The 12,560-nt window shown below is 70.6% G+C and carries 8 protein-coding genes; 2 read left to right on the top strand and 6 right to left on the bottom strand.

The annotated features are described in order from the left end of the window. Positions 1 to 4: 4 nt before the first annotated feature. The gene (locus FHX33_RS03480) at positions 5 to 523 is read right to left on the bottom strand and encodes an isochorismatase family protein (protein WP_021764756.1); all 519 of its coding nucleotides are present in this window, start codon (positions 521 to 523) and stop codon (positions 5 to 7) included. Between the two features lie 81 nt (positions 524 to 604). Here FHX33_RS03480 and FHX33_RS03475 point away from each other — a divergent pair, with 81 nt between their 5' ends. Further along, positions 605 to 1,744, top strand: coding sequence for an ROK family transcriptional regulator (locus FHX33_RS03475; protein WP_021764757.1), 1,140 nt, complete (start codon positions 605 to 607; stop codon positions 1,742 to 1,744). Between the two features lie 12 nt (positions 1,745 to 1,756). On the opposite strand, the gene FHX33_RS03470 is transcribed toward FHX33_RS03475, so the two are convergent. The 3 genes from FHX33_RS03470 to FHX33_RS03460 all read right to left on the bottom strand — a co-directional run bounded on the left by FHX33_RS03470 (position 1,757) and on the right by FHX33_RS03460 (position 7,339). Then, positions 1,757 to 2,953 carry an ROK family transcriptional regulator gene (locus FHX33_RS03470; RefSeq protein WP_021764758.1) on the bottom strand — a complete coding sequence of 399 codons (1,197 nt, stop codon included), beginning with the start codon at positions 2,951 to 2,953 and terminating at the stop codon, positions 1,757 to 1,759. Between the two features lie 209 nt (positions 2,954 to 3,162). Next, positions 3,163 to 6,087, bottom strand: a complete 2,925-nt coding sequence (locus FHX33_RS03465) for a UPF0182 family membrane protein (RefSeq protein WP_248616288.1) — start codon at positions 6,085 to 6,087, stop codon at positions 3,163 to 3,165. A 115-nt stretch (positions 6,088 to 6,202) separates the two neighbouring features. Further along, the gene (locus tag FHX33_RS03460) at positions 6,203 to 7,339 is read right to left on the bottom strand and encodes a YlbL family protein (protein ID WP_039923486.1); all 1,137 of its coding nucleotides are present in this window, start codon (positions 7,337 to 7,339) and stop codon (positions 6,203 to 6,205) included. Between the two features lie 159 nt (positions 7,340 to 7,498). On the opposite strand from FHX33_RS03460, the gene FHX33_RS03455 reads away from it, so the two are divergent. Continuing rightward, positions 7,499 to 8,842, top strand: a complete 1,344-nt coding sequence (locus FHX33_RS03455; RefSeq protein ID WP_021764670.1) for a zinc-dependent metalloprotease — start codon at positions 7,499 to 7,501, stop codon at positions 8,840 to 8,842. Positions 8,843 to 9,739: 897 nt separating this feature from the next. Here FHX33_RS03455 and FHX33_RS03450 read toward each other — a convergent pair. Together FHX33_RS03450 and nudC are read right to left on the bottom strand one after the other, a co-directional pair. Beyond that, complete coding sequence (locus FHX33_RS03450) at positions 9,740 to 11,512, bottom strand: UvrD-helicase domain-containing protein (protein ID WP_183428169.1); 1,773 nt, start codon at positions 11,510 to 11,512, stop codon at positions 9,740 to 9,742. After that, positions 11,509 to 12,528 (bottom strand): NAD(+) diphosphatase, encoded by a 1,020-nt coding sequence (gene nudC / locus FHX33_RS03445; protein ID WP_021758230.1) that lies wholly within the window; start codon positions 12,526 to 12,528, stop codon positions 11,509 to 11,511. Before nudC ends, FHX33_RS03450 begins: the two co-directional genes overlap by 4 nt. Positions 12,529 to 12,560 lie beyond the last annotated feature (32 nt).

The following is a 12,560-nucleotide window of genomic DNA, read 5'->3' as shown; positions in this document are numbered from 1 at the left end:
CCGCTCAGCGGAACCTCACCTCGTCGAGCTCGACGACCTCCACTCCGGCTGCGTCGAGCTCGAGGGTCACCCGCGCCACGATCTCGTCGGCCGGCACATCGCCATCGAAGGTGGCGTGGGCACCAGAGGGAACGACGACCGCGAATCCCCGCTCCAGTGCTCCGAGAGCGGTCGCCTGCACGCAGACCTCGCTCTGGAGCCCGGCGACGACCAGCGTGTCGACCCCCATCGCGTGCAGCACGTCCGCGAGGGCGGGGTTGGACAGGAACGTGTCGGGGTCGTCCTTGCGCACCACGGGCTCACCGGGCGCCGGCGCCAATACGGACTCCCAGCCGCGGGTGCCCGGCTCGTCGGGATCTCCCGGCGCCCCGTCGTTCTGGACGTGGACGATGGGCACACCCGCGTCGCGCGCCGCCTCCAACAGCCCGGCAAGGACGCGCCGGAATTCGTCCGCACGCGCGATCGCGGTCTCGCCCTCCAGCATGTTGCGCTGTACGTCCACCAGCATCAGTCCATACCCCATGACCCCATCTTGCGCCCCATTCGCTAGGGTCGTAAGGGCAGGACGCGCCGCGATCGGCGCACGGCGAGGACGGCAGGAGCAGTGGCAGACGATCACGGCAAGGCGACGCAGGCCGCCGTGCGCGAGAAGAACCTGACGACCGCTCTCCAGCTCGTGCTCTCGGGAGGTGGCACCGCGACCAGGGCGAGCATCGCGCGCCGCACGGGTCTCACCTCGGCGACGGTCTCGTCTCTGCTGGCCGGGCTGATCGCCGACGGCCTGGTCTCCGAAGGGCAGCTCGCCGAGAGCACCGGAGGCAAGCGCGCGACCACCCTCCGCGTGGACACGGAGCGGCAGGTGCTGCTCTCGGTGCTCGTCCAGCCGGGACTAATCCGCGGAGCCGTCCTGAGCATGCTCGGCGACGAGCTCCACCGGCTCTCGCACCGGCCTTCCGCGACAGGCTCCGTCGATGACGTCCGAAGCGTGATCCGCAGGCTCGCCGCTTCCACCGACGCGCGGGTCGCGGCGATCGGCGTGCAGGTGCCGGGGATCACCGACGGGCCCCTGATCCGTGAGAGCGTCCAGCTCGGCTGGAGCGACCTCGACCTGGCCGGCGCCCTCGCCGGTGTCGTGGACGCGCCGATCCATCTCGTCAACGACGCGGACGCCGAGGCCATCGCCGACACCTCCGCCGACGACGGCTTCGGAGCCAACCGCCTCTTCGTCTCGCTGAGCACCGGCGTCGGGGCGGCGGTCATGGTCGACGGCGTCGTCGTGGCCGGGGCGGCCCATCGGGCCGGAGAGATCGGCCACGTCCCCGTGCTCTTCGGCGACGACGCTCCCCTGTGCGCATGCGGCAACCGCGGCTGCCTCGAAGAAGTCGTCTCGGTCACCAGCCTGCTCGGACTCCCCCACGGCGCCGACCTCGAAGCGGTCGACATCGCCGTCCTCGCCTCGACACCGGAGGCCCGCGCCCGCATCGCCTCGGGCGCACGCATCCTCGCTCGTGCGCTGCTGCTCGTGAGCGCGGCGCTGGACGTACCCAATATCGTCCTGGGCGGCGCATCGGCCGAACTCGGACCCGAGTTCATCGGCCATCTGCGCGCCGAGGCCGCGCGACATCCGGTGCGCGCGGCGATGCCGCTCAGCTTCCGCTACGCGCGCTCCGCTCTGGACGAGCCGTTCCGCGGCGCCGCGCAGCACGCCCTGCAGTCGACGCTCGGCGTCAGCTGGGCGCGCTGACGCCCCACGTCGTCAGGAGACGCCGAGCTGTGCGGACATGACCATGATCACGCACCCGCGGAGAACGATGTCGCGGCCCTGACTCGTCATCCGGATCGCCGTGGCCGAGTGGAACCCCACCATCGTCCGGTTGTCCAGTGTGGTTCGGACGGCGCCGAGGAGGGCACCCTCCAGCAGCTCCTCCGGCCCGCTCAGGACCACTTCGGCGAGGTCGAGCGCACCGACGATGGGCGCGAGCGCCACACCGAGCCGCTGACCGGCCTCCCGCAGCACCGGCTCGATGGGATCACCGGCGATCGCCGCCGCCGCGACGCGGGACTCGAGACGGGGCACGGCAAGCCACGCCTCCAGTACGCGGTCTCGGTCGTACGGCGCCTCGGCGCCATCGTCCGTCCCGACCATGACCTGACCGATCTCGCCCGCCGCGAAGCGGCTCCCCACCACCATCGCGCCGGCCACGAGGAGTCCCGAGCCCACGCCGTGGCCGACCTTCACGAGCATCATGTCGCCGCGGGCGGCGCCGAAGCCGTGCTCGGCGAGCACGGCGGCGTTCGCGTCGTTGGCGACGAACACCGTCCTCCCCGTCCGCTCGGCGACCAGGCGCTGGAGTGGCACATCGGCCCAGCCGAGGTTCGGAGCCGCGACGACCGTTCCCGACGCGTCCACGACGCCCGGGGAGCCGATGCCGATGCCCAGGACCGGCACCGTCGCGAGCTCGACGAGCCGGTCCACGAGCTCTAGCGCTTTGGCGAGCGCCTCGGCGCCGCGGCTGCCGGCCAGCGCGATCTCCGCGCTGTGGAGCACACGACCGTCGATGTCGAGCACGGCTCCGCGGAAGACGGCGTGCTCGCTCAGGTCGACCCCGATGATCTGGGTCGCTCCCCGATCCATGTCCAGGAGAACGGCGGGCTTGCCCGGACGTGCGTCGTCTCGCTGCCCGAGCTCGACGACGAGGCCCTCGGCGATGAGTTCTCCGACGAGGTCGGAGATCGTCACCCGGGTGAGGCCCGTCCCGCGCGCGAGGTCGGCGCGGCTGGCACGACCGCCGCGATAGAGCGACTGCAGCACGAGCGATCGGTTGTGGTTGCGAGCGTGCTCGGGCAGCACCTTGGTGCGCGGTCGCAGTGCCCGCCCCGGGATCATCGGCCCGTCGAACGCCGGCGGGATCGGATCGAACGCGGGCGGACGACGTACATCATCGAGGAGCATGTTTGTTAGTAAAGTGGACAATCAAAGTTCTGGCAAGCGAGATGCTGCGAGTCGCTCCGCATTGACAGCGGATCCATGGGTGCCCGCTGCTGCGGTGCACGATCTCGAGACCGCTTACAGCGGCGTCCGAGCATAGTGCCCGGACAACGCGACGGCGGCCCGTGCGTTTCGCACGGGCCGCCGTCGGTATGGCTGGGATGGAGCGGGAGCTACTTGCCGCCCTCGGCCGCGAGAGCGTCCTGCAGGGCCTGCTGCAGGCGGGCGTCCGCCTGACCGTAGGCCGTCCAGTCGCCGGCCTTGAGAGCGGTCTCGCGGTCGGCGAGCGCCTGCTTGGCCTGCTGGAGAGCCGCTTGCAGGGCCGCGTTCGTCGTCGTCCCCGTGCCGGTCCCGGTTCCGGTTCCCGTCCCGGAATCGGTCCCTCCCCCGCTGCCGCCGCCTCCGGCCTCGGAGCCCGGCACGTTGTTGTCGCCGGCCGTCGCTCCCGAGTCGCCGCCGAACAGCGAGTCGAGCGCTTGATCGAGGGTGTCCTCGAAGGCGATCTTGTCGCCGAACGCGACGAGCACCTTCTGCAGCAGCGGATAGCTGGTCTCACCCGTCGACTTGACGTAGACCGGCTGCACGTAGAGCAGACCGCCGCCCACCGGCAACGTCAGGAGGTTGCCGTTGATCACATCCGTCTTGCCCTGGCGCAACAGGTTGAGCTCCTGCGACACCGTGGGGTCGGAGTTGAACGTGTTCTGTACCTGACCCGGCCCCGGTATGGTGTCGCTGGAGGGCAGGGACAAGAGTCTCAACTTGCCGTAACCGGCGGCGACCTTCCCCTTGGTGGAGCCGGCGTCGGCATCGACCGCCAGATAGCCCTTCAGCACCGATCTACTGGCCTCGCTGGATGCCTGGGGTATGAAGGTCGTGTAGAGCGAGAAGCTCGGCGAGGTCTGGCCCGGCATCTGCAGCGTCAGATAGTACGGCGGCTGCAGCGTCGGGTCGGACGACGACGAGGTCGGGTCCGGCGGGGTCGTCCAGGCGTCCTCGCGCGAGTAGAACGAGCCCGCGTCGGTCACGTGATACTGCCCCAGCACCGAGCGCTGCACCTTGAACAGGTCGGCCGGGTAGCGCACGTGGCTCAGCAGCTGCGCGCTCATGTCGGCGATCGGCTTGACCGTGGACGGGTAGACCTTCTCCCACGTCTTGAGCACCGGGTCCTTGGCGTCCCAGGCGTAGAGCGTGACGGAGCCGTCGTAGGCGTCGACCGTGGCCTTCACCGAGTTGCGGATGTAGTTGATGTCGTCGAAGGCGTACGCCGGCTTCGGCGTCTCGGTGTCCGCCGTGGCGTCGCTCAGGCTGCCGACGTGGGAGTACGGGTACTGGTCGCTCGTGGTGTAGCCGTCGATGATCCACTTGACCCGGCCGTCGACGACGGCGGGGTAGGCCTGCGAGTCGAGCGTCAGGTACGGAGCGACCTTCTGCACGCGCTTGATGGGGTCGCGGTCGTACAGGATCTGCGAGTTGTTGTTGACGGCGTCGGACAGGACGATCTGCTCGTCCTGGAACTTCAGCGCGTAGACCAGGCGCTTGAAGATGTTGTCGAGCTTGGGTCCGCCGTTGCCGTCGAAGGTCGTGTACGTCTGCTGGGCGCCGTCCGCGCCGCCGGGGTAGTCGAGCTCGACCGACTTCGACCCCTTCGGGGCTCCGACGATCGAGTAGGTCGGCGACTGCTGGCCGAAGTAGATGCGCGGCTCGTACTCGCCCAGCGTGCCCTGGGTCGGGATGCCGTACTCCATGAAGACCGGCTGGCCGTCCGACGAGCGCTGGTTGCCGTAGGCGGCGACCATGCCGTAGCCGTGCGTGTAGACCAGGGTGTTGTTGTACCAGTTGCTGGCGCTGGTCAGACCGGACTGCTGGAGCTCGCGGACCGAGACCACCGCGTCCTGCTCGCTGCCGTTGACCGTGTAACGGTCGACGTTGAGGGTGTTCGGGAACGCGTAGTACTGGCGGAACTGCTGCAGCTGGCGGAACGACGGGCTGACGATCGCCGGGTCGATGATGCGGATCTGCGCGGTGGTCTGCGCGTCCTGGCGGAGAGCGCCCGCCTCGGCGTCGGTCTTGGCGTCGTACGGGATGGTCTCGATGTCGCTCAGGCCGTACGCGGCTCTGGTGGCGTCGATGGAGTCCTGGATGTATGGCGTCTCGAGCGTCTTCTGGCTGGGCTCGACCTGGAAGCGCTGGATCACCCACGGGAAGATCGCGCCGACGACGAGGGCGGCAACGATGAGCAGCGCCGTGCCGACGAGCGGGAACCGCCACCGGCCGACGAACGCCGTCACGATGAAGAGGATCGCGACGAAGACGGCCGCGCCTGCCAGGATCGCGCGGCCCGGGATGGTCGCGTTGACATCGGTGTATGCGGCGCCGTTGATCGAGTCCCCGACGTTCGAGTCCGTGACCGTGGCGTAGCGGTCGAGCCAGATGCTCACGCCCTGCAGGAGCAGGTAGAGCGCCGCGACGACCGAGATCTGCACGCGGGCGGCCTTGCTGATGCGCACCTCCCGACCGGAGACGCGGATGGAGCCGTAGAGGTAGCAGGTCGCCAGCGTGGCGATCAGGGCGATCAGCACGACCGCCGAGGCGAAGCCGACCGCGCTGCGGTAGAAGGGCAGGGCGAAGACGTAGAAGCCGATGTCGATCTTGAACAGCGGGTCGGTCTTACCGAAGGGCGTCCCGTTGATCCAGGCCGCGGCCAGCTGCCAGCGGCTCGACGCCGAGACGCCGGCGAAGATGCCGAAGACGATCGGGATGCCGTACATCGCCAGGCGGCGCAGCGGCTCGATGACCTGCTGGTAGCGGTCGAGCTGGCTGTTCAGCTTGGCGTAGACCGGACGCAGCCGGTAGGCGAGCTGGATGCAGGCCCACAGCGGGAGCGCCATCGCCAGGAACCCGACGAAGAACATCGAGATCGCGCCGAACCACTGCGTTGTCAGCACATTCAGGAAGCCGACCTGCTGGTACCACAGGATGTCCGCGTACAGTCCGGCGAAGACGAAGAACAGGATCACCAGGGCGACGATCACTCCGAGAGTGATCCAGACGGCCGCACGGCGGCGTCCTGCTGGTCGTGCGGCGGTAGTAGAACTCACGTGCGGCCCTCTTGCTCTCGCGTGATGTGCAGATCGGATCCATCCTAGGCGCGCGTCGCTTGGAGAACGCCGTGCCCGGCGCTGGGCCATGCCCGCCCGGGAGTGTCAGAGCGCGTCAGGAGGCGGGGCAGGTCGGCAGGCCGGAGGTGCTGCCTCCCGTGCTCACCGCTTTCAGGACCGCCAGCGAGTCGGAGAGGGTCTTCACGGCGAAGACCTGCAGGCCGGCCGGGATGTGGCCGGTCACCTCGTCGCAGTTCGAGGCCGGGGCGAGGAAGTACTCCGCCTTGCCGTCGTCGCGCGCGGCGTACATCTTTTGCCGGATGCCGCCGATCGCGCCGATGTTGCCCGCGTTGTCGATCGTCCCGGTCCCGGCGATCTTCTTGCCGCCGTTCAGCTCCCCCGGCGTCAGCTTGTCGATGATGCCGAGTGCGAACATCTGGCCCGCGCTGGGGCCGCCCACGTTGTCGAGCTGGATCTTCACCTCGAACGGGAAGGTGTAGTCCATCCCGGCGCCGATGCCGAGCACGGCCCGCCCCGCCGAATCGACCGGGGTGATGGCGACGGTCTGGGCGCTGCCGTCGCGGAGGATGCCGACCTGGGCGGCCTTGTCGGTGCCGTTCTTCGCGATCGCGTCCCGGAGGGCCTGGACGCTCTTCACCTCCGCTCCGTTGACGGTCGTGATCTCGTCCCCTTCCTTGAGGGTCTTCGAAGCCGGCGTGTCCGTGATCAGCTGCTTCACGACCACGGCCTGGGGGAAGTCGTAGCCGAGCTCGTTGAGCGCGGCCGCCACGGCGTCCTGCTGCGAGTCCACCATCAGGGCGGCGTTCTCGGCGTTCGACTGCTCGGTCGTCGTTCCGGGAGGGAAGACCGAGTCGATCGGGAGGACCGCGCGGCTCGGCTGGAACCAGGAGGAGACGATCTCGAACCAGCTGGGCCGCGAGTCGGGATTGCCGACGACGGAGACCGTGAGCAGATCGAGGGAGCCGGCCGTGTCGTAGGTCTTCTGACCCGGGATCGTGATGAGCTCCTTGGCGTCGCCGCTCTTCTCGGCGCCGACCTGCTGATCGGTGCCGAGGGTGTTGAAGACCGGTCCCGGGATCTCGATCACGAACGGCGCGGGAGCCAGGGCAAGCACCAGCGTCAGCGCGAACGCGACGAGCACGGAGGCCCAGCCGATGACGACCCGTCGGGACGGCCGGATCGGCTGGTGAGGCTCCGCCACGGCGTGCTCGTCGTCGGTGAACAGGCTCACGCGGCAGGTCCCTTCGGTCGTGTTCGCCACGGGCGCACCGCGCGCCGGGCAACCGGGGCGGATTCCCACCCGGCTCTTGGAGATCAGGAGCTAGCGTAGATGGCGAGCCTGAAAGCCGCACACCGCAGCGGCACAACTTCGAGACGAGGGGCGCCCACGATGGCCGACGAGCCGAACAAGGAGCCGGACGACGAGTTCCGGGACATGTTGCGCGAGTTCCTCTCCGGAGACTCGTCGATCGACCCGAGCCAGCTGGCCGGGGCCGCGGGTCTGCCGAACGACCCGGCGAGCATCCAGAAGCTGCTCGGACAGCTGCAGAACGCGCTGGCGAACCCCGGCGGCGGCATCAACTGGGACATCGCCGAGCAGCAGGCCCGCACCCTGGCCGGCGAAGGCGCCCACGCGGTCACCCCGGCCGAACGGGCGACGCTCGACCAGGCCTTCAACGTGGCCGGCCTCTGGCTCGACCAGGCGACGTCCGTCGCCGGTCTCTCCGGCACGCCGGAGCTGATCGGCCGGGCGGAGTGGGCGCGGCAGACGATGCCCTTGTGGACGCAGCTGGCCGAGCCGGTCGCCCTCAGCATCTCGGACGCGCTGACCCGTGTGCTCGCCGAGCAGGCCCCGGAGGAGATGCAGGGCATGCTCCAGAACGCCGGGCAGCTCATGCGCTCGATCGGCGGCGCGCTCTTCGCCATGCAGCTCGGCCAGGTGGTCGGTCAGCTGGCCAAGGAGGTCGTCTCGGGCGGCGACATCGGCATCCCGCTGCTCGCCGACGGCACGGCCGCACTGATCCCCCAGAACGTCGCCGAGTTCGGTGCAGGACTGGACATCCCCGAGGACCAGGTGCAGCTCTACCTCGCGGTGCGGGAGCTCGCCCACGCGAGCCTGTTCCGTCACGCCAAGTGGCTGCGGCTCCAGCTGATCACGCAGATCACGGCGTTCGCGAAGGGCATCACCATCGACACCGACCGGCTCGAGTCGCTCGCCGAGAGCTTCGATCCGGCCAACCCGGAGGAGCTGCGCGAGGCGATGGTGAGCGGCGCGCTCATCCCGCCGAAGACGGAAGAGCAGCAGGAGGCCCTCGCCCGTCTGGAGACCGTGCTCGCCCTCGTCGAGGGCTGGGTCGACGTCGTCACCGCGAGCGCGACCCGCCTCCTCCCCCGCGCCGACGCCATCGCCGAGACGGTGCGCCGTCGGCGTGCGTCCGGCGGTCCGGCCGAGTCGGCGTTCGCGACGCTCGTCGGTCTCGAGCTGCGCCCGCGACGACTGCGCGAGGCGGCGGCAATGTGGCAGGCCGTGACGGACGCGGTCGGCCAGGACGCACGCGACGGCCTCTGGTCGCACCCGGACCTCCTCCCCCAGGCGGCCGATCTCGACGACCCGTCGGCGTTGGTCGCGCGGCTCAGCGCGGCTGCCGCCGGCACCGAGCCGGAGCGGGATGAGCTCGATCAGGCGATCGAGGACCTCCTCCGCGATGACACGGAGCGCCCCACCGAGGACTGATCCGCGGCGCCTCCGGCACGTCGTCTGGGGATGACGGCCGGAGCCCCGGGCCCCCTGTGGATAACGGCCGGAGACGGTCTCGCTGCGGGCAGGATGACGGGATGGTCCTCGCACTCGATCCCCGCATCCCCCGGGTCTGGCGCACGCCCGACACCCTCCAGTTCGGCGTCGATGCGCCGCGGCTGGTCCTGCACCCGGTGAGCGTGGCCGAGGAACGCATGATCACGGCTCTCGCCGACGGCGTCTCGGTCGCCGGGTTGCGCATGATCGCCAGACGGTCGCGCGCGGCACCCGATTCGGTCGACGCTCTCCTCGCGAAGGTGGCCTCCGTCCTGGAGCGGTCGCCGGTCGACCCGGCGCCCACTCCACTCGTCATCGTGGACGGCGAGGGACGGACGGCCGGACGGATCGTCGGCCATCTGCGCGCGGAGGGCGTCGACGTGCGCAGCGGCCTCGCGTGGAGCGATCCGCTGGTCGAGTCGGCGATGCTCGCCGTGATCGTCGGTTCGTACGCGATCGAGCCGTCGCGGCACGGCCCCTGGTTGCGCCGCGACATCCAGCATCTCCCGGTCGTCTTCAGCGACGGCGGTGTCGACGTCGGCCCCCTCGTCCGGCCGGGCCGCGGAGCCTGCGTGCGCTGCGTCGACCTGCACCGCGCCGATGCCGACCCGGCGTGGCCCGCGATGGCGGCGCAATTGCACGGCCGCCCGCGGCCCGGCGAGACCGAGCTCGTCTCCGAGGCGGTCGCCGCCGTGGTGGCCGCGCTGGTCGTCGCCGCCGTGAACGCACCGAACTCACTCGGGGCTGGCTGGGGCAGCCGGTTCGAGGCGGGAGCAGGTGGATGGATGCCACGAAAGCATATGCCGCATCCGGAATGCGGCTGCCTGGGCCTCCCCGTCACCCCTCGGGAGACGCCTCCGCCGTCGCCGCCACCCGGGCCGGACGCGCGGGCGGAGCCAGCTCCGCCAGGAAGCGGGACGGCTGGCGAGACACCGGCCGGCCGGGATTCGAGCCACGATGCGCCCAGCTGAGCCGCAGGCGTCGGCGCGCGCGCGTGATGCCCACGTACAGCAGACGGCGCTCCTCGTCGATCTGCTCGAACCCGGTCGCGTAACTGATCGGGACCAGCCCCTCGCTCAGGCCGATCAGGTAGACCGACTCCCACTCGAGGCCCTTCGCAGCGTGGAGGGTGGCGAGCGTGACCGCCGAGAGCGTGGGCTCGTGCTGACCGGCCTGACGCGCCAGCAGCTCGTCCGTGAAGCGGCGGAAGGTGGCGCCGGGCGGCATCTCGTCGACGAGGCCCATGATCGCGTTCAGCGACTCCCAGCGCTCCCGCACCGCGCCGCGGCCGGCGGGAGGCTGGACCGACCAGCCCAGGGTGCGCAGCACGTCACTGACCGATTTGAAGAGCGGCTCGTCGGTCGCCGCGACGCTCGCCGCCCGCAGCGTCATGATCGCCTGGCGCACCTCCGGGAGATCGAAGAACCGCTTCGACCCGCGGATCTGGTAGCTGATGCCGAGGTCTCCGAGCGCCTGCTCGAGCACGGCGGCCTGCACGTTGACGCGATACAGGACGGCGATGCTCTCGGGGCGCGCCCCGGCCGCGAGCTCGGCCGCGATCTGCTCGGCCACGGCACGCGCCTCGGCGCGGTCGTCGGCGAAAGCCGCCGGCTGCGCGACATCCGCCGTGTCGCGAGCCGCGTCGGAAGGGCGCTGCGTCGCCGCGGCGTGCAGGGTGAGTGCTCCGGAACGGCCGCGCATGAGCCGGTTCGCCGTGGCGATCACGCCGGGCGTCGAGCGATAGTTCTGCTCCAGGCGCACCACCGTCGCGCCCGGGTGCTCCCGCTCGAAGCCGAGGAGGTACTCGCTGCGTGCGCCCGCGAAGGAGTAGATGGTCTGGCTGGCGTCGCCGACGACGCAGAGGTCGCGCCGGCTGCCGAGCCAGAGCCCCAGCAGCTGATGCTGCAGCGGCGAGACGTCCTGGTACTCGTCCACCACGAAGTAGCGGTACTGCTCGCGCACCTGCATCGCGACGGAAGGCTCCATCTCGATCATCCCGGCGCAGACCAGCAGCACGTCCTCGAAGTCGATCTGCTTGCGCTCGTCCTTGAGCTCCTCGTACGTCCGGTGCAGGTCGATGAGCTGCTCGGCGGAGAGGGTGCCGGGCAGCGGGCGCGTCGCGAGCGCGGCCGCGTACTGGTCGAGCGTCAGGCCGGAGACCTTGCGCCACTCGATCTCGGCGGCGATGTCGCGGAGCATCGCGGTGTCGACGCGCAGGGAGAGCTTCTCCGCCGCGTGGCCGAGCACCCGCCCCTTGCCGTCGAGCACGCTCGGGAGCTGGCCGCCGGTGACCTGGGGCCAGAAGTAGTTGAGCTGCGCCAGGGCAGCAGCGTGGAACGTCCGGGCAGCGACGCCTCCAGCGCCGAGCTGGCGCAGACGGCCCCGGAGCTCGGCGGCCGAGCGGTTGGTGAACGTGAGCGCCATCACGCGGTTGGGCGTGAACGCTCCAGAGGCCACCCCGTACGCGATCCGGTGCGTGATCGCGCGGGTCTTGCCCGTGCCCGCACCCGCGAGGATGCACACGGGGCCGAACAAGGCCTCCGCCGCCACCCGCTGCTGGGCGTCGAGCCCGGCGAGCAGGGCCGCCGGAGTGGCCGGTCCCTCGGTCACGGCACCGCCGGGGGCTCGTCGAGGGACCCTCCGTACCAGTCCTCGATGAGGGCACGGGCGATCGACGACCGGCCGGGCAGGATGACCTGTTCGCGGGCCGCCCACAGCTCGGCCCGGCTGAACCAGCGCAGGTCGAGGATCTCCTCGCCGTCCGGGGCGAGCGCGGACGCTGCCTGATCATCGGCGAGCCGCGCCGTCATCCCGACCATCACCGAGGCGGGGAACGGCCACGGCTGGGAGCCCTTGTACTGCGCGTCGACCACGCGGATGCCGGCCTCCTCGAAGATCTCGCGCTCGACGGCGGACTCGAAGGACTCCCCCGGCTCGACGAAGCCCGCCAGGAGCGAGAACCGCGTGTTCTCCCACATGGCGTTCGAGCCGAGCAGGAGGCGGTCGTCGGCGTCGAGCACGGTGACGATGACCGCGGGATCGGTGCGCGGGAACACTTCCGAACCGTCCTCGAAGCAGTGCCGCACCCAGCCGGCCTGCTGCACGACCGTCGGCGTCCCGCAGCGCGGGCAGTGGGTGTGGGAGGCGTGCCAGTTCGCGATGGCGAGTGCCTCGGTGAAGAGTCCTGCGTCCCGATCACTGAGGGCAGTGGCCACCGTGCGCAGATTGCCCCAGCGCGCCTCATCGGGCTCCAGCTCCTGAGCGGCCGCGTCCGTCAGCACCTCCAGGACCACGGCGGTGCCCGCCGGCTCGGTGGGCGTGGCCACGAGGGTCCGGCCCAGGTAAACGCGCACCAGTGCGGACGTGACGCGCTCGACCGGAAGGAGGTCGAGAGCGGCCTCGCCCGCATCCGGCGCGCTCCAGCCGTCCCCGGACGGCGTCGCGGCCGGGATGCTCTCGGGCGTCAGAAGCGCCCGGCCCTTCCACAGGGCGAGGACGCGCGTGCCCGGCTCCTCCCACAGCTCGTCGAACAGCGCAGGACGCGACCGGGCGGCGTGATCGCGGTCGACGGCGTGACGGGAGAGCGGGAGGTCGCGCAGCGAGGCGGAGAGGGGTGCGGACGACATCGAGAACCTTTCAAGGCGTGGCGATCAGAGCC

The sequence above is a fragment of the Leifsonia aquatica genome (assembly GCF_014190775.1).
GTDB classification, from domain to species: domain Bacteria; phylum Actinomycetota; class Actinomycetes; order Actinomycetales; family Microbacteriaceae; genus Leifsonia; species Leifsonia aquatica.
This window is presented reverse-complemented; position numbering and strand designations above follow the sequence as displayed.